The 17,831-nt window shown below is 61.3% G+C and carries 18 protein-coding genes; 2 read left to right on the top strand and 16 right to left on the bottom strand.

Going from position 1 to position 17,831, the window contains the following annotated elements; genetic code table 11:
• Window positions 1-26: 26 nt before the first annotated feature.
• The 8 genes from ACXHXG_RS18880 to ACXHXG_RS18845 all read right to left on the bottom strand — a co-directional run bounded on the left by ACXHXG_RS18880 (window position 27) and on the right by ACXHXG_RS18845 (window position 9,053).
• Window positions 27-434, bottom strand: a complete 408-nt coding sequence (locus ACXHXG_RS18880) for a F0F1 ATP synthase subunit epsilon (protein WP_104824584.1) — start codon at window positions 432-434, stop codon at window positions 27-29.
• A 75-nt stretch (window positions 435-509) separates the two neighbouring features.
• Complete coding sequence (atpD, locus tag ACXHXG_RS18875; protein WP_104824585.1) at window positions 510-1,940, bottom strand: F0F1 ATP synthase subunit beta; 1,431 nt, start codon at window positions 1,938-1,940, stop codon at window positions 510-512.
• A gap of 23 nt (window positions 1,941-1,963) precedes the next feature.
• Window positions 1,964-2,848: a F0F1 ATP synthase subunit gamma gene (locus tag ACXHXG_RS18870; RefSeq protein ID WP_104824586.1), complete on the bottom strand. Its 885-nt coding sequence runs from the start codon at window positions 2,846-2,848 to the stop codon at window positions 1,964-1,966.
• Between the two features lie 29 nt (window positions 2,849-2,877).
• Window positions 2,878-4,407, bottom strand: coding sequence for a F0F1 ATP synthase subunit alpha (gene atpA, locus ACXHXG_RS18865; protein WP_104824587.1), 1,530 nt, complete (start codon window positions 4,405-4,407; stop codon window positions 2,878-2,880).
• Complete coding sequence (locus tag ACXHXG_RS18860) at window positions 4,407-4,973, bottom strand: F0F1 ATP synthase subunit delta (RefSeq protein WP_104825243.1); 567 nt, start codon at window positions 4,971-4,973, stop codon at window positions 4,407-4,409. Before ACXHXG_RS18860 ends, atpA begins: the two co-directional genes overlap by 1 nt.
• A gap of 262 nt (window positions 4,974-5,235) precedes the next feature.
• Window positions 5,236-5,619 (bottom strand): AGROH133_08824 family phage infection protein, encoded by a 384-nt coding sequence (locus ACXHXG_RS18855; protein WP_104824588.1) that lies wholly within the window; start codon window positions 5,617-5,619, stop codon window positions 5,236-5,238.
• Window positions 5,620-5,727: 108 nt separating this feature from the next.
• Complete coding sequence (locus ACXHXG_RS18850) at window positions 5,728-7,959, bottom strand: primosomal protein N' (RefSeq protein ID WP_457900246.1); 2,232 nt, start codon at window positions 7,957-7,959, stop codon at window positions 5,728-5,730.
• Window positions 7,960-8,096: 137 nt separating this feature from the next.
• On the bottom strand, window positions 8,097-9,053 hold the full coding sequence (locus ACXHXG_RS18845) for a GNAT family N-acetyltransferase (protein ID WP_104824590.1): 957 nt from the start codon (window positions 9,051-9,053) through the stop codon (window positions 8,097-8,099).
• A gap of 245 nt (window positions 9,054-9,298) precedes the next feature.
• Here ACXHXG_RS18845 and ACXHXG_RS18840 point away from each other — a divergent pair, with 245 nt between their 5' ends.
• Window positions 9,299-10,234 carry a tyrosine recombinase XerC gene (locus ACXHXG_RS18840; RefSeq protein ID WP_457900298.1) on the top strand — a complete coding sequence of 312 codons (936 nt, stop codon included), beginning with the start codon at window positions 9,299-9,301 and terminating at the stop codon, window positions 10,232-10,234.
• A gap of 117 nt (window positions 10,235-10,351) precedes the next feature.
• Entirely contained in the window at window positions 10,352-11,443 is a 1,092-nt protein-coding gene (locus ACXHXG_RS18835; RefSeq protein ID WP_457900297.1) for a TraB/GumN family protein, read from the top strand.
• Here the strand turns inward: ACXHXG_RS18835 and ACXHXG_RS18830 are convergent.
• From ACXHXG_RS18830 to ACXHXG_RS18795, 8 genes are read right to left on the bottom strand one after another with little or no spacing between them, the layout of a single operon-like run.
• Window positions 11,421-12,068 carry a DUF2867 domain-containing protein gene (locus tag ACXHXG_RS18830; RefSeq protein WP_349254294.1) on the bottom strand — a complete coding sequence of 216 codons (648 nt, stop codon included), beginning with the start codon at window positions 12,066-12,068 and terminating at the stop codon, window positions 11,421-11,423. The genes ACXHXG_RS18835 and ACXHXG_RS18830 overlap by 23 nt on opposite strands.
• Before the next feature lie 23 nt (window positions 12,069-12,091).
• Window positions 12,092-13,498, bottom strand: a complete 1,407-nt coding sequence (gene lpdA / locus ACXHXG_RS18825; RefSeq protein ID WP_457900245.1) for a dihydrolipoyl dehydrogenase — start codon at window positions 13,496-13,498, stop codon at window positions 12,092-12,094.
• Between the two features lie 29 nt (window positions 13,499-13,527).
• Window positions 13,528-14,166, bottom strand: coding sequence for a LysE family translocator (locus ACXHXG_RS18820; RefSeq protein ID WP_457900244.1), 639 nt, complete (start codon window positions 14,164-14,166; stop codon window positions 13,528-13,530).
• 18 nt (window positions 14,167-14,184) lie between these two features.
• Window positions 14,185-14,940 (bottom strand): SDR family oxidoreductase, encoded by a 756-nt coding sequence (locus ACXHXG_RS18815; RefSeq protein WP_457900243.1) that lies wholly within the window; start codon window positions 14,938-14,940, stop codon window positions 14,185-14,187.
• Window positions 14,937-15,443 carry a hypothetical protein gene (locus tag ACXHXG_RS18810; RefSeq protein WP_457900296.1) on the bottom strand — a complete coding sequence of 169 codons (507 nt, stop codon included), beginning with the start codon at window positions 15,441-15,443 and terminating at the stop codon, window positions 14,937-14,939. Before ACXHXG_RS18810 ends, ACXHXG_RS18815 begins: the two co-directional genes overlap by 4 nt.
• A 20-nt stretch (window positions 15,444-15,463) precedes the next feature.
• Window positions 15,464-16,213, bottom strand: a complete 750-nt coding sequence (locus tag ACXHXG_RS18805; protein WP_457900242.1) for a DUF4241 domain-containing protein — start codon at window positions 16,211-16,213, stop codon at window positions 15,464-15,466.
• Window positions 16,214-16,227: 14 nt separating this feature from the next.
• Entirely contained in the window at window positions 16,228-17,457 is a 1,230-nt protein-coding gene (gene odhB / locus ACXHXG_RS18800) for a 2-oxoglutarate dehydrogenase complex dihydrolipoyllysine-residue succinyltransferase (protein ID WP_283047782.1), read from the bottom strand.
• Window positions 17,447-17,809: a YciI family protein gene (locus ACXHXG_RS18795; protein ID WP_457900241.1), complete on the bottom strand. Its 363-nt coding sequence runs from the start codon at window positions 17,807-17,809 to the stop codon at window positions 17,447-17,449. The genes odhB and ACXHXG_RS18795 overlap by 11 nt, the downstream gene beginning before the upstream one ends.
• Between the last annotated feature and the right edge of the window lie 22 nt (window positions 17,810-17,831).

Raw genomic sequence — 17,831 nt, 5'->3', positions numbered from 1 at the left:
TTCAAAACCTGAGACTAGGTACCGGATCAATCTTGGCCGATTGCGCCGCGCAGCCGCGTCATTTCCATGATGTAGTGCTCAAGGCGCGACTTGTGCTCGTGATGCTCGGCATCTTCGAGTTCTGCCCTGGCGATATCGATACGACGCGTCAGCTCATCCTGGTTGAGATCTTCTACCGGAATTGCGGATTCGGCCAGCAGCGTGCAGCCGGTCGGCAGGATGTCGGCGAAGCCGCCGAACACGACGTAATCCTGCTTCTTGCCCGATGCGGCATGCACCTTGACGACGCCCGGCTTGATCATGGTCATCGTCGGCGCATGATGGGCCATGACGGTCATCTCGCCTTCGCTGGCGGGAATGACGACATCGATAACCTGCTCCGACAGAAGCAGACGCTCCGGAGATACCAGTTCGAAATTGAAATTGTCAGGCATGACCGGTCTCTTCTCGATTGTCTTTATTTCAAGGCAACGGCGCACGAAACCTCGCGCGCCGTTCGATTGGTCTTATCAGGCAGCCAGCTTCTTGGCTTTTTCCATCGCCTCTTCGATCGAGCCGACCATGTAGAAAGCGGCTTCCGGCAGGTGATCGTATTCGCCGTTGACTAGGCCCTTGAAGCCCTTGATCGTGTCTTCGAGAGCGACGAGCTTACCCGGCGAACCGGTGAAGACTTCTGCGACGAAGAACGGCTGCGACAGGAAGCGCTCGATCTTGCGGGCGCGGGCAACGGCCAGCTTGTCTTCTTCCGACAGTTCGTCCATGCCGAGGATGGCGATGATGTCCTGGAGAGCCTTGTAGCGCTGCAGGGTCGACTGAACCTTACGAGCGACTTCATAGTGCTCTTCGCCGACGACCATCGGGTCGAGCATGCGCGAGGTGGAGTCGAGCGGGTCGACGGCCGGGTAGATACCCTTTTCAGCGATCGAGCGCGACAGAACCGTCGTTGCGTCCAAGTGGGCGAACGAGGTTGCCGGTGCCGGGTCGGTCAAGTCGTCGGCCGGAACGTAAATGGCCTGAACCGAGGTGATCGAGCCCGTCGTCGTCGTGGTGATGCGTTCCTGCATCTGGCCCATGTCGGTGGCGAGCGTCGGCTGATAGCCCACGGCCGAAGGAATACGGCCGAGCAGAGCCGACACTTCCGAACCAGCCTGGGTGAAGCGGAAGATGTTGTCGACGAAGAACAGAACGTCCTGGCCTTCATCGCGGAAGTTTTCAGCAACGGTCAGACCGGTCAGAGCGACGCGAGCACGAGCGCCCGGCGGTTCGTTCATCTGGCCGTAAACGAGCGCAGCCTTGGAGCCTTCGCCGCCGCCATGCTTGTTGACGCCAGATTCGATCATTTCGTGGTAGAGGTCGTTGCCTTCGCGGGTACGTTCACCCACGCCTGCGAACACCGAGTAACCACCGTGCGCCTTGGCGACGTTGTTGATCAGTTCCATGATGAGAACGGTCTTGCCGACGCCTGCGCCGCCGAAGAGGCCGATCTTGCCGCCCTTAGCGTAGGGAGCGAGCAGGTCAACGACCTTGATGCCGGTGACGAGAATCTGCGCTTCCGTGGACTGCTCGACGTAGGACGGAGCATCCTGGTGGATGGCGCGCTTCTTCTGGGTATTCAGCGGACCTGCTTCGTCGACCGGCTCGCCGATAACGTTCATGATACGGCCAAGCGTTTCATGTCCGACCGGAACCGAGATCGGCGCGCCCGTGTCCTTGACGGACTGGCCGCGAACCAGACCTTCGGTCGAGTCCATGGCGATGGTGCGGACCGCGTTTTCGCCGAGGTGCTGTGCGACTTCGAGAACCAGACGGTTGCCATTGTTGTCGGTTTCAAGCGCGTTCAGGATCGCCGGGAGTTCGCCTTCGAAAGCAACGTCCACAACGGCGCCGATAACCTGCGTAACCTTACCGACAGAACCTGCGGGGGTAGCTGCGTCAGCCATATTCTTACCCTCTTTTCCTAACCTCAGAGCGCTTCCGCGCCCGAAATGATTTCAATCAATTCCTTGGTGATCTGTGCCTGGCGCTGACGGTTGTAATTGAGCGTCAGCTTGTTGATCATCTCACCAGCGTTGCGCGTCGCATTGTCCATCGCGCTCATCTTGGCGCCCATCTCGCCGGCGACGTTCTCGAGGAGCGCGCGGAAGATCTGGACGGAGATGTTGCGCGGAATCAGGTCCGCGAGGATCGAAGCCGCATCCGGCTCGTATTCGTAAACGGCACCCTTATGCTCAGCATCCTCTTCGACAACGGTCGGAGCCGAAGCCGGGACGAGCTGAAACGCGGTCGGCACCTGGCTGATCACCGACTTGAACTCGGAATAGAACAGCGTGCAGACGTCGAACTCGCCGCCTTCGAACATTTCGATGACACGCTTGCCGATGGCATCGGCATTGTCGAAACCGATACGCTTGACGTCGCGCAGTTCCTTGCGCTCGACGATCAGCGAAGCATATTCACGGCGCAGGATGTCGTAGCCCTTCTTGCCGACCGTGAAGATCTTCACGGTCTTGCCGTCGGCCAGCAGCTTGCGGACGTGATCGCGGGCAAAACGTGCGATCTGCGAGTTGAAACCGCCGCAAAGGCCACGCTCAGCCGTGCAGACGATGAGCAAATGCACATCGCTCTTGCCGGTGCCGGTCATCAGCGGCGGCGCACCGTCCGCGTCGCTGACGGCAGCCGTGATATTGGCAAGAACGGCGCTCATGCGTTCCGAATAGGGCCGTGCGGCCTCGGCCGCCTCCTGGGCGCGCCGAAGCTTCGCCGCGGCGACCATTTTCATCGCCTTGGTGATCTTCTGCGTCGCCTTGACGGAGGCGATCCGGTTTTTCAGATCCTTAAGTGAAGGCATCCGGTATCCGTCCTAGAAGTGAGGTCCGATCAGGCGAAAGACTTGGCGTAGCTGTCGAGAGCAGCGATGAGCTTGCTCTTGGTCGCATCGCTGATGGCCTTTTCAGTGCGGATCGCGTCGAGGATGTCCTTGCCTTCCGACCGCAGGTAGGAAAGCAGGCCCTGCTCAAACTTGCCGACCAGGGCAACGCCGATCTTATCGAGATAGCCGTTGACGCCGGAGAAGATCACCGCAACCTGCTCTTCCGTCTTCAGCGGCGAGAACTGCGGCTGCTTCAGGAGCTCGGTCAGGCGGGCGCCGCGGTTCAGCAGGCGCTGCGTTGCGGCATCGAGGTCCGAACCGAACTGAGCGAAGGCGGCCATTTCGCGATACTGGGCGAGTTCGCCCTTGATCGAGCCGGCAACCTGCTTCATCGCCTTGATCTGTGCGGACGAACCGACGCGCGAAACCGACAGACCGACGTTAACGGCCGGGCGGATACCCTGATAGAACAGGTCGGTTTCGAGGAAGATCTGGCCGTCGGTGATCGAGATCACGTTGGTCGGGATGAACGCCGAAACGTCGTTACCCTGCGTTTCGATGACCGGAAGAGCGGTCAGCGAACCGGCGCCCTGTTCGTCGTTCATCTTGGCGGCGCGCTCGAGAAGGCGCGAATGCAGGTAGAAAACGTCGCCCGGATAGGCTTCGCGGCCCGGCGGGCGGCGCAGCAGCAGCGACATCTGACGATAGGAAACAGCCTGCTTCGACAGGTCGTCGTAGCCGATCAGGGCGTGCATGCCGTTGTCACGGAAATATTCGCCCATGGCGCAACCGGCGAACGGCGCCAAGTACTGCATCGGGGCCGGGTCGGAAGCCGTTGCGGCGACGACGATCGAGTACTTCAGCGCACCGCGCTCTTCGAGCACCTTGACGAACTGAGCAACGGTCGAACGCTTCTGCCCGATAGCGACGTAGACGCAGTACAGCTTTTCGCTGTCCGGACCGGCATCGTGGATGGCCTTCTGGTTCAGGATCGTGTCGAGAATGATGGCGGTCTTGCCGGTCTGGCGGTCGCCGATGACAAGCTCGCGCTGGCCGCGGCCAACCGGGATCAGAGCGTCGATGGCCTTCAGGCCGGTCGACATCGGCTCATGAACCGACTTGCGCGGAATGATGCCCGGAGCCTTGACGTCGACGCGAGCGCGGCGGGTCGCATTGATCGGGCCCTTGCCGTCGATCGGGTTACCGAGCGCGTCGACAACGCGGCCGAGAAGCTCCGGACCAACCGGAACGTCAACGATCGCGCCGGTGCGCTTGACAGTGTCGCCTTCCTTGATGTCACGGTCGGAGCCGAAGATAACCACGCCGACGTTGTCGGATTCGAGGTTCAGCGCCATGCCACGGATGCCGCCGGGGAATTCGACCATTTCGCCGGCCTGAACATTGTCCAGACCGTAGACGCGGGCGATACCGTCACCGACGGAGAGAACCTGGCCGACTTCGGAGACTTCAGCTTCCTTGCCGAAGTTTTTGATCTGATCTTTCAGAATTGCGGAAATTTCCGCGGCGCGGATATCCATCAGCCGACCTCTTTCAATGCAAGCTTAAGGGTGGAGAGTTTGGTGCGAAGGGACGTATCGATCTGACGCGAACCGACCTTGACGATCAGGCCACCAAGAATCGACGGATCGACGGTGACGGCAATCGCCACGTCCTTGCCGGTGACGCCCTTCAGCGCCGCCTTCAATTCATCTTCCTGCGCCGGGGTCAGCGCATGCGCCGAGGTGACCTCGGCGGAAACTTCGCCGCGATGCTTCGCGGCGATGATACGGAAAGCCTTGATCATGCCCGGCAGCGCAAAAAGGCGCCGGTTGCCTGCCACGACCTTGAGGAAATTGGTGACGTAATTGCCGAAGCCCGCCTTCGTTGCCAGCGCCTGGACGGCACCGACCTGCTCTTCGGCCGAAAAGACCGGGCTCGAGACGAAACGCTTCAGATCTTCGCTGTCATCCAGCATGGCTTGAAACCGATCGAGATCGGCGGTCACTGCCGGAACAGCACCCTCTTCGAGGGCCAGCTCGAACAATGACGAGGCATATCGCTCTGCGACACCAGAAATATGCTGGGATGTGTCTGCCACGGGCACAAAATTCCCTGATTTCAACCCAAGAATCCGGCTTCCGGGAGACGGAAGCCACATGTTCTTGAATTCGTTTTGATTTCCCCCAGAAATCAGCAGGGGCTTCCCCCTACCTCATCCGAAATTCGGGGTTCGTCTAACATAGGATATTGAGACTCGCAACACGCGTAATAGCCGAATACGCTATTCGGGTGAATTTATGATGGCAAAAAGTTCAAAACCATGGGGATAGCGCGGGCAATTGCAGCCGAAGCGAGATCATTTTCGATCAAATATAGCCCAATCCGTAAAGAAGCGGTAGAGCCGCCAAAATCGCCTGGACAACCAGAAGTAACAAATTCACGAGAACGCTTCCCCGATCCGACATGATCGAGAGGATGCGACCGAATGCGGCAACGGCAAAGGACGCCCCGAGCGCCAGGTAGACCATCGGCTGCGCCAGCAGGATAGCGACCAGCCCGAAGCCCAGATAGAAGCCGCCGGCCGAACGTCCCTCGGCATAGGCTTCCGGCCGCCCTTCGCGCACCTGCAACTTCAGGAAACGATAGGTATAGCCAGGCGCGAACATCGCGAGGAACCCGATGAGCGCCGTAAACGCCGCCGAGCAATAGGCAAGCTGTTCGCCCAGGTCAGTCGGAAAATAAAGCTCCATCGGTCGTCCCCAAATCAACCTAAACCAAATCAATCATATCAAGAGGCTGACTTATGGCATGAACAGGCGAAACAGGGGAAGACGCCGGAAAGGCACCGTTTCGCGAAACTACAGGAAACTCTGTGGATCGATGTCAAGCTGCACCTGCACGGAACCGCGCTCCTTCGGCGATTGTGCCAGCAAAGCGCGAAGGAACCCCTGCATATCTGAATTGCGCCGGCCGTGCACAAGCAGGCGGAAACGATGGCGGCCCCGCACCAGGGCGAGCGGCGCTTCAGCCGGCCCGAGCACCGATATGCCCTGGACCTGCGGCGCCGCATTGCGCAGGCCGCGGGCATGAGTTTCCGCATCCTGCCGGGTATCGGCCGAGACGATGATCGAGGCGAGCCGGCCGAAGGGCGGCAATATGGCTCTTTCGCGCTCCGAAATCTCGCGCTCATAGAAAGCGCCGGCATCGCCGGAGACGATCGCCTGCATGACGGGGTGCTGCGGCTGATAGGTCTGCAACAGGCCGTGGCTCTTGAGCCCGGTTCGCCCGGCGCGGCCGGTCACCTGCGACAGAAGCTGGAATGTCCGCTCGGCCGCACGCGGATCGCCATTGGCAAGACCAAGATCGGCGTCGACGATGCCGACCAGCGTCATCAGCGGGAAATTGTGTCCTTTGGCGACGAGCTGCGTGCCGATGACGATATCCGCCTCGCCTTTGGCAATGGCCTCCAGCTCCAGCCGCAGCCGCTTGACGCCGCCCATGATATCGGAGGAGAGCACGATCGTCCGCGCTTCGGGGAAATGCCGCTCAACCTCCTCGGCAATGCGCTCGACGCCCGGACCGCAGGCGACGAGATGGTCGAGCGTGCCGCATTCCGGGCAGGCCTCTGGCGTCCGTTCGGCGTAGCCGCATTGATGGCACTGGATCTGACCACGGAAACGATGTTCCACCAGCCAACTCGAACATTGCGGACATTGGAAGCGATGCCCGCAGACCCGGCAGAGCGTCAACGGCGCATAGCCGCGCCTGTTGAGGAACAACAATGACTGCTCGCCCTTTTCCACCGTCTTGCCGATCGCCCGGATCAGCAGCGGCGAGAGGAACCCACCGCGCTCCGGCGCATGCCGGCGCATGTCGATCAGATGCAGGTCCGGAAGAGCTGCATCCCCGTAGCGGGTCGGCAGATGGATGGTGCTGTAACGCCCGCTCTGGCCGTTAACCTGGCTCTCGACGGAGGGGGTCGCCGAAACCAGCACCACCGGAAAATCGCCGATCCGGCCGCGCACGACCGCCATGTCGCGGGCGTTGTAATAGACCCGATCCTCCTGCTTGTAGGCGGGATCGTGCTCTTCGTCGACGATGATCAGGCCAAGGTCTTCGAAGGGCAGGAACAGCGCCGAGCGCGCGCCGGCAACGACCCGGACCTCGCCGGTCACCGCCTGCCGCCAGACTTTTTCGCGCATGCGCGGCGCCAGATCCGAGTGCCATTCGGCCGGCTTAGCGCCGAAGCGATCCTGAAAGCGCTCGAGGAAACTCGCCGTCAGCGCGATTTCCGGCAGCAGGATCAGCACCTGCTTGCCGCGCTTCAGCGTCTCGGCGATCGCCTCGAAATAGACCTCGGTCTTGCCCGAGCCGGTAACGCCGTCGATCAGCGACACGGTGAATTCGCCCTTGCGCACCTCGGCAAGGATTTCATCGGCCGCTTCGCGCTGCGGGCCTTCGAGCCGCGAGGCGGTGAAATCCGGATCGGGCCTGGCGACCACGGGCGGCGGCGGCAGGAATATGGTTTCGAAAATGCCCTGCGCGATCAGCCCGTCGACGACTCCAGTCGAAACGCCGGCAGCGTGCGCCAGCCCGCTGCGCGTCCACGAGAGGCCGTCCTTTGCCGTCTCCATGACTCGGGTGCGGGCGGGTGTCAGCCGTTCCGGTGCGCCGCCGACAAAACGAAGGCCCTCGACCATCGGTTCGGGATCGAAGGCTGCGGGCGCGCGCAGCGCCATGCGCGCCACCAGCCCCGGCGGCGACAGCGTATAGGCGGCCACCCAGTCGATGAAATCGCGCATCTCCTTGGTCAGCGGCGGGCAATCGAAGACATGGCTGATCGGCCGCAGCTTCTTCGGATCGACGCCGCCCTCGTCGCCGCCATCCCAGACGACGCCGATCACCTGCCTCGGTCCGAGCGGCACCTGCACGACCGAGCCGGGCTCAACCGCCATGCCTTCCGGCACCGCATAGGAATAGGGCTTCGGCGCTGGCATCGGCACCAGAACCGGGACCGTGCGGCTCATGGTCGGGTGTGCGGGCGCAGCTTCAAACAGCGCGCCGAACAGATCGGACGAATCTTTAGTCATCGCGCCAGACCATGCCCCGAGCGGCGACAAAAAGAAACCCGGGGTGGTTCGGCATCATATTGTCCGAAGCCACTTCAAACTTTCACCGCTGTTGTCTTTTGACACAGGATGCCGAAGCAATGAGCCGCCAACAGCCGTCAAACGGAATGCTCCGCGACGGCGGCTGCCATATCCTGGACCGCAGCCGGAGGACCGACCGGCGCAAACGTCGTATTTCCGTCGGCAGCCAGATCGAACACCGTATGCTTCTCCAGCGCCTTCGTCACTTCGTTGACGTCGCCGTCCAGATGCTCGACCGGGATGAGATTGCCGATCAGGAAATCGAAGCGGTCGCCGCGCTTGTTGAGGAGCTCGTGGAACACCGTCATGTCGCGCAGCTCCGTCGACCATTTGGCGAACCAGTAGAACAGCCCGGAATTGCGCGCCGTCAGATGCACCGGCAGGATCGGCAGATTGTACTTGCGCGCCAGCCCCACGGCCGACGTCTTCCAAGGCCGCTCGTTCAGCTTGCCGTTTGCCCAATAGGCGATGCGGCCGGAGGGGAAGAGCACGGTGACCTTGCCCTCGGCAACGGCGCGATTGGTGATCTGCAGCGTTTCGCGCGTCTTCAGTTTGCTCTTATATTCCTCACGCCATTCGACCGGGATGATCATCTCGGCGAATCGCGGATTGACGCGGACAGCGTCGCGATTGGCGAAAACCATCATATCGGGCCGGCGCGTCTTCAGGAGATCGAAGACGGCGACGCCGTCGGCAATGCCGGTCGGATGGTTGCTGACGAGAATGAAGCCGCCGGAAGCCGGGATGCGTTCGGCATGGGTTACCCCTATATCGAGCCGCAGCAGATCGCTCATATATTCGAAGCACTGGAAACCCGGCAGCTTGGCGATGTCGTTGGCAAATTCGATCGCCTTGTTGTAGCGCAGCAGCGTGTAGAGAAAGGGCCGCATCAAGGGCCAGAGCGGGTTGCGAACGATCTTCTGGCCGCGCTCGGCGATCAGCGTATCGACGATATGTCCGGGCTGGCCCTGGGACACCAAAGCAATTGCTTCTGCAAGTTGTCCCAATGCAGTTATCGAACCGCGACGTGCCATGAAATGCCCTGGATGGTTGGGTTGTACTCTATTGCAATCGAATATGATCGAAGCATGACAAGCGCCTCGCGTATAACCGCTTAAATCGATTTTGATTCAAGGCGCAGCCTATACGCAGTTGAAAAGAACTACTGCGATCTTTCCGTACGCAAAGGAGAGACACGGCGCAGTAGGAATGTTAGCGATTCCATAACCTTCCCTCCTTCAAAGTGGCAGAAGGAATTTGAATTTCAAGGGGTTTTCCACTGAACGAGTTGCTGATTATCGCCGATCCCGAGCTGATGGCTGAGCGCAGCCGTTGGTTGGATACGCTCGGCCAGGAGCGGCGGCTTTCGGCCCATACGCTGGATGCCTACGAGCGTGACACGCGGCAATTCCTGACGTTTCTGACAGGCCATCTCGGTGGCCCGGCGACAATCAAGGATATCCATGCGCTACGCCCCGCCGACTTCCGCGGTTTTCTGGCTGCGCGCCGCAAGGATGGCGCAGGTGCGCGTTCGCTCGGGCGCAACCTCGCCGGCCTTCGTTCGCTGCTGCGCTATCTTGAAAAGAAAGGCCTGGTGAACGCGGCCGGCGCCGGAGCGGTACGCTCGCCGAAGCAGCCGAAATCACTGCCGAAGCCGCTGTCGGACACCCAGGCGATCACCGTCGTCAGCGACGAGGCGCAGATGCATGACGAGCCCTGGATCGCCGCGCGCGACACGGCCGTGCTGACCCTGCTCTATGGCTGTGGCCTGCGCATCTCCGAAGCGCTGGATCTGACGCCGGAAGACGTGCGCCCCGGCGCGACGGCGCTACGGATCACCGGCAAGGGCAACAAGACCCGGCTGGTGCCGCTGCTGCCCATTGTCGTCGAAGCGGTCGAGAAATACCGTGCGCTCTGCCCCTATCATCTCGACGCAGATGCCCCGCTCTTTCGGGGCGCGCGCGGCGGCAAGCTGCATGCGGGCCTCATCCAGCGCGGCATGCAGAAGCTGCGTAGCGCCTTCGGGCTGCCGGACACGGCGACGCCCCATGCGCTGCGCCATTCTTTCGCCACGCATCTGCTCGCAGGTGGCGGCGATCTGCGTACGATCCAGGAATTGCTCGGCCATGCCAGCCTTTCGACAACACAGGTCTACACCGGCGTCGATTCATCGCGGTTGCTGGAGGTCTATGACCGGGCTCACCCGCGGGCGTAAGAAAGCGTTAACCTCTCGCGTTAAGGGAATATGCGTTTCAGGCGGATAGAGCAGAAGCTAATTCGACATGATCCCGGCCAAAGTCGCGATCATGTCCCCTGCTTTCGGAAGGTTGAGATAATGTCTGCTCTCGGAATCAAGACAGCGCGGCTGACAGCGTCGAGATTCGGTGACATTCTCCTCTGGCTGGCGACGGCCTTTCCCTGGATGCTGATGACGGCATTGATCGTGGCTCTGTTGTCGCTGGCGCCTGCGCATGCCGAAGAGGCCGCGTCCGATAGCTGCGGCGGCAAAGATCTGATGGCTGAACTGCAGAAAAGCGATCCCGCCAAATATGCCTCGATCCTCGCCGAGGGTGACAAGGTGGCGAATGGCAAGAGCATCTTCTGGAAGATCGAAAAGCTCGGCCTGAAACCCTCCTGGCTGCTCGGCACCATGCATGTCAGCGACGCGCGCGTGGTGACCATGCCGAAGGGCGCAGCCGAAGCAAGTGCCGGGGCGGATACGATCGTCGTCGAATCCGATGAAATCCTCGACGACAAGAAGGCGATGGCAGCTCTCTTCGGCAATCCGTCTTTGATGATGCTGACCGACGGCTCGACCATTAGCCAGCATCTGTCGCCCGAAGAGAATGCCAAGCTGGAAGCGGGCCTGAAACAGCGCGGCGTGTCGCTCGCCACCGTCGCCCACATGCAGCCCTGGCTGATTTCGAGCTCTTTCGAAATGACCGGCTGTGAAGTCCGCCGCAAGACGGCCGGCATGAAATTCCTCGATCAGAAGCTTGCGAGCGACGCGATCGCTAGCGGCAAACAGGTCAAGGGGCTGGAAACACTGGCCGAACAGGCCAAGGCCATGAGCGATCTGCCGATCGAACTTCACGTGAAATCGCTGATCCAGACGCTGGAACTCGGCGACAAGATCAACGACGTCAACGAAACCATGACCGATCTCTATCTCGCCGGCAATATCGGCGCGATCGTCCCGATGCTGAAGAGCATCGTGCCGGATCAGAACCTGTCCGACGATGATACCGCCGCCTTCGAACAGCGCATCATTTTGGACCGCAACAAGGTAATGGCCGAGCGCGCCGCGCCGATCCTCGCCAAGGGCAACGCCTTCATCGCCGTCGGCGCACTGCATCTGGTCGGCGATCAAGGTCTGGTGGAACTGCTGCGCAAGCAGGGTTTTACGGTGACGGCGGCGAACTGAGTGCGCCCATTCGTTTGCCGAAGTCAGTCAGCACTGTCTCGACAATCAACCGATGGAACGGCGTGATCACAGCGATATAGATCTGGCCGAGCAAGATTTTCCGTTTCACGAGCGTCGTTATATCGATGAGTCGACGCCCCTGACCATCATCCCGCACATCGATTACGACACGGAAATCAAGGTGCTTGTCGTCGAAGCCGAGAACAACTTGGTTCTCTGATTTGCTGACGATCGGAAAGAAGCCGATTGTTTCCGACGTATTTAGGGAGTGATGTCCCGTAGATTTCAGGCCGAAGACGCTGACGACCGTATCGCGCAGCTTTAGCAGTGACCGCACCCAAAAAGGAAATTTGCCGAACATTGTGCGCGCGGCAGCGACTGCCGTAAAATCCGATTCCTGTACCTGTAGCTCGTAACAATCAGCCCAGTCCGCGCCCGGCAATGCGGGATGCGGCATATTTGGTTTAACCATTATGGGCTTTGCCGGCATTTTGTCGTCTGCTGTTTCACTCTCTGCAAAGTAGCACAGCCAACGTATAGCCAGACATACAAACGACGGCTGCGGCAATTCGCTCACGACAACCCGCAAAAGGAAACGGCGGCCGTCATCACCGCCGCCGCTCACATCAAAGGATACGTCTCTATAATTTACATATGGATCGGCTTGAAGAAGGTCGCGAGCGCGGCTTCCTTTACGGCTTCCGACATGGTCGGATGCGCATGGCAGGTGCGGCCGAGATCTTCCGACGAGCCGCCGAATTCCATCAGCACGGCAATCTCGTGGATCATCTCGCCAGCGCCGAAGCCGACGATGTGGCCGCCGAGAACGCGGTCAGTCTCTTTGTCCGCCAGGATCTTGACGAAACCGTCCGTCGCCAGCATGGCGCGGGCGCGGCCATTGGCGGTGAAGGGGAATTTGCCGACCTTGTAGGCGATGCCCGCGGCCTTCAGCTCTTCCTCGGTCTTGCCGACGGAGGCGACTTCGGGCTGCGTGTAGACCACGCTCGGAATGACATCGTAATTCACATGGCCAGCCTGACCGGCGAGGATTTCGGCAAGCGCCACGCCCTCGTCTTCCGCCTTGTGCGCCAGCATCGGGCCCTTCACCACGTCGCCGATGGCATAGATGCCGGGAACATTGGTCTTGAAATGGCCATCGCTTTCGACGCGGCCCCTGACATCGAGGACAACGCCTGCCTCTTCCAGGCCGAGACCGGCCGTGTAGGGCTTGCGGCCGGTCGATACCAGCACGACATCGGCGTCGAGCACCACCTTGTCGCCGCCCTTGACCGGCTCAAAGGTGACCTTGGCGCCGTCGCCGACCTTCTCGACGCCGGTGACCTTGGCGCTGAGATGGAAGTCGATGCCCTGCTTGGCCAGCATGCGCTGGAACTGCTTGGAGACTTCGCCGTCCATGCCGCCGAGAATGGTGTCGAGATATTCGACGACCGTGACCTTGGCGCCGAGGCGCGACCAGACCGAGCCAAGCTCGAGGCCGATGACACCGCCGCCGACGACGATCATGTTGGCCGGCACCTTGTCGAGCGCGATGCCGCCGGTGGACGAAATGATCACCTTCTCATCGATTTCGAGCGACACGCCCGGAATCCCGGCAACGTCGGAGCCGGTGGCGATGACGATGTTCTTGCCCTCTATCTCGGTCACCTTGCCATCCTCGGCCGTGACGGAAACCTTGCCGGCAGCGACGATCTTGCCGGTGCCCTGGAAGGTATCGATCTTGTTCTTCTTGAAGAGGAAAGCGACGCCGTCGGTGTTCGCCTTCACCGTCGCATCCTTGTGCGCCATCATCTTCGAAAGATTGAGCGTCGGTGCTGCGACTTCGACGCCGAGCGCGTCCATGCCATGGCCGGCATGATGGAACATTTCGGAGGCATGCAGCAGCGCCTTGGACGGGATGCAGCCGATGTTGAGGCAGGTGCCGCCGAACGTGGCGCGCTTTTCGATGACTGCCACCTTGAGGCCGAGCTGCGCCGCCTTGATAGCGCAGACATAGCCGCCGGGGCCGGTTCCGATAATGATCACATCGTAGGACATGGTTTTAATTTCCTTGTTTTGTATCTCTGTTAGTCAGTCGCCCGCGCCAATGCGAGGCGGATACCGAAGCCGACAAGTGCCGCTCCAGTGATGCGGTTGAACCATTTGCCGCCGGCGATGAAACGATCGCGAACCGGCTTGACGGTGAAGAAGACGGAAACGCCGGCAAACCAGGCGACGAGCGCCGTCGCCATGCCGATCCCATAGGAAAACTGAATGAGCGCCGGCGTGTCGTGATGCACGAGCGTCGAAAACAGCGACAGGAAAAACAGCACCGGCTTCGGATTGAGCGCATTGGTGATGAAACCCGTTGCCAGGCAGCGCCAGATGGAAACCGGCTTGCGATCCTCCTCGCCGATCTCGATCTCCTTCACCTTGAAGCCGGGCTCCCGGAAAGACTTGATGCCGAGATAGACGAGATAAAGGACGCCGGCCCATTTGATCAGGCTGAAGAGCATCAGCGATTGCGAGACGATGAGACCGAGGCCGAGAATGGTATAGCTGACGTGGAAAAGCAGCGAAAAGCCCATGCCGAGGCCGGTCATGACGGCCGCGCGGCGGCCACGCACGATGCTCTGGCGCAGGATGACGGCGAAGTCAGCGCCCGGTGCGACGATGAAAATCGAAAACACCGCCATCAGGCCGAGGAATTCCAAGACATATTGCATGATTTCTGCCCTTTCCGATCAGCGGCCGCCGCTCACATCGAGGACGGCGCCCGTTATATAGGATGCCTGTGGCCCCAAGAGGTAGAGGATGGCGTCCGCCACCTCTTCCGCGGTCCCCGCCCTCTTCATCGGCAGTTGCGGAGCGATCTCGCGCGCACGGTCTGGCAGGCCTGCCGCCGCGTGGATTTCCGTATCGATAATGCCCGGCCGCACCGCATTGACCCTTATGCCCTCGGCCGCCACCTCGCGCGCCAGGCCGAGCGTGAACGTATCGATCGCGCCCTTGGAAGCCGCATAATCGACATATTGCCCACCGCCACCAAGGGTGGCTGCCACGGAGGAGAGGTTAACGATCGCGCCACCCTTGCCGCCATGGCGGGTGGACATGCGGCGAACAGCTTCCGCGGCGGCCAGCATGGAGCCGGTGATGTTGATGCGAAACATGCGGTCGAGGCGCTCCGGCGTCATCTCATCCAGACGCTGCACGCGATCGACGATGCCGGCATTGTTGACGAGACCGTCCAGCCGGCCGAAATGCTGGTCGACGGTGGAGAAAATGGATCTGATATCATCAGGCGAGCCGACATCGCCGGCGACCGCAATCGCCTCGCCGCCGGCATCCCGGATCGCGGTTACGACCGCCTCAGCAGCCGCCTTGTTCGAAGCGTAATTGACGGCCACGGCCCAGCCTTGCCGGGCAGCCGCAATCGACACTGCCGCCCCGATGCCGCGGCTGCCGCCGGTGACGAGAAGAACAGGGGATTTGCCAGTCATTCGCCGCATCCTTTCAAGGTCAGGACATCCCAGGGGGCGACGGTCGCTTTGCCTTTGCCCCAGATGGAGGATTCACGGATCGAAGGTCCGAGCGCCGGCAGGAACAGCCGCGCCGCGGCGCCTGCGCCCTCCGCCGGCAAGACACCGATATTGCCCTTCAGGTCAGAGGCGTAGATCATGCCCTGCCAAACAGTGCAGGCGCGGAGATCGGCGCCGGTCACATCGCCTTCCGGGCAGTTGAACATGATCAGGCCGTTGGCGCGCAGTTGATCATCCGAGCGCATCACCACGCCATCCGCCACGATCGGCGTGTTGCGCACAGAGAATTTGAATTTGTTGCTGGTGGCCGCCGCCTCGGAATCGACCGGTTCGAAACGCAGCTCGTAGGCATCGTCCATGTCCCCATAAACAGCCTTTTCCTGTACGCATTCATCCGCAAGCGCCGGCGCCGGAATTGCCGCAAACGCCATCATCGCCCAGTGCACGGGGCCTAGTCGTGCCATCCCTCGGTTCGCCAGCATGATCACCCTCCCCCCGGTTCGTGCCGACCGTCTGCATTTTCAGTCACCCAAAAATCCGTGAAAAGGACAAGCGGGCGATCCTCCGCATCGAGCCCCCAGAACACCGGGTAGGAACCGTCGCCCCATCCGCTCCAGAACACGGCGACGTTGCCGCGCTTGCCGGTCACCGGCCGATGCATGACATATTTGTCGTCATTCGCCTCGATCTCGGGAGCGAGCACATCATCGTAGTAATTGATGTCGGTGGCGGACTTCTGGGTGCGGACCTGCTGCTCCCGTTCCTGGATCAGGGCGTATGTTTCCGCATCCATATAGCAGCCGAGACCGGCATCGACCGGATAACCGAAGAACTCGTCGTTCTTCAGCGACTTGATATCCTGGCCGGGAATGAGCGCCAGCTCCCAGCGCGCCGGCTTGCCATCGGCAAAGCGCAGGCCGGCCGCGGCAACGCGGCCGAAGGCCTTGTAGATGGACACGGGATAGTTGCCCGGCGCAACGGTCCGGACGAAGGCCGGACGATCCGGCCCGACCAGAGGATCGCTGGCGACGATGCGGCCGGACGTCAATTCGACATCGCCCATGTGAAAGACAGTGATCGACCGGGCGGCGAGATCGGCGTCGCTCAGCGACGCCAGATCGAGATTGCTGCTGAGCTTGGCAACGTCGAAATCATCCGCGGCGGCGGAAAATGGCATCCACGCGGCGACGGCGCACAAGAGTCCGCGCATCGTCCGCATGGGCCATTTCGACATGAGCCAGCGCTCCCTTAGAGATCGAGAACCAGACGTTCCGGATCTTCCAGGCTTTCCTTGACGCGCACGAGGAAGGTAACCGCTTCCTTGCCGTCGACGATGCGGTGATCGTAGGAGAGCGCCAGATACATCATCGGGCGGATGACGACCTGGCCGCCGATGGCGACCGGACGCTCCTGGATCTTGTGCATGCCGAGAATGCCCGACTGCGGCGCATTCAGGATCGGCGAGGACATCAGCGAGCCGTAGACGCCGCCGTTGGAGATGGTGAAGGTACCGCCCTGCATGTCGGCCATGGAGAGCTGGCCGTCACGGGCTGCCTTGCCGAGGCGGCCGATTTCCTTCTCGATGCCGGCGATCGACATCTGGTCGGCATCACGCACGATCGGAACCACGAGGCCCTTGTCCGTGCCGACGGCAACGCCGATGTGGCAGTAGTTCTTGTAGATGATGTCGGTGCCGTCGATCTCGGCGTTGACGGCCGGGAGTTCCTTCAGCGCGTGCGTGACTGCCTTGGTGAAGAAGCCCATGAAGCCGAGCTTCACGCCATGCTTCTTCTCGAAGATGTCCTTGTACCTGTTGCGCAGGTCCATGACGGCCTTCATGTCCACCTCGTTATAGGTGGTGAGCATGGCGGCGGTGTTCTGCGCATCCTTGAGGCGCTTGGCGATCGTCTGGCGCAGGCGCGTCATCTTCACGCGCTCTTCGCGGCCGGCATCTTCGACGGTGGTCGGGGCGCGGGCGGCAACCGGAGCAGCCGGTGCGGCGGCAGGCGCCGAGGCAGCCTTGGCGACGGCGGCGATGACATCACCCTTCAGGACCTGGCCGCGCTTGCCGCTGCCATCGACCTGATCGGCGGAAAGATTGTTTTCGGCGAGCAGCTTGGCGGCGGCCGGAGCAGCCGGCATGGCGGAAGCCGGTGCGGCGACTGGTGCAGCGGCGACCGGTGCAGACGCGGCAGCAGCGGCCGGTGCGGTAGCCTGGGCCGGAGCAACCGCAGCACCGTTGCCGGCGGAGATCTGGCCGAGCAGCGCGCCGAGGCCTACGGTTTCGCCGGCCTGGGCAACGATTTCGGAAAGCGTGCCGGCCGAAGGCGCAGGGACTTCGATCGTCACCTTGTCGGTTTCGAGTTCGAGAAGCGGCTCATCAGCCTTGATGACATCGCCGACCTTCTTGAACCAGGTACCGACGGTCGCTTCGCTGACGGATTCGCCGAGGGTAGGAACGCGGATTTCAGTGGCCATTGTTCAGATCCTGATTTTTCGTCGTTATGACTGAGATAGAATTACCGGCGACGGACGGCCGGAGAATGAGTGAGGGCATCGGCGAGATTTCGATGCGGAAACCGAGCCCGGCGAGAAGGACGGGATCGGCATCGCCAAGCGCCTTAGCGGCATCGGCGTCTTCCACGTCGAGGACAGCCATGCCGAAAGCACCATCGGCCGCGAAAACCGGACCGACGATAACAGCTGTTCCGCCACTTGCATGATCGCGCCAATAAGCGGCGTGTTTCTGCATGGCGGCCATCTCCTCCCCTGTGGCGTCATGCGGGAAGCTGGGGCGCGGCGGCACAAGTTTCAGATGAAAATAGGCCATCGCGCACCCCCTTTCCGGCTCA

The sequence above is a fragment of the Rhizobium sp. LEGMi-198b genome (assembly GCF_054114205.1).
This window is presented reverse-complemented; position numbering and strand designations above follow the sequence as displayed.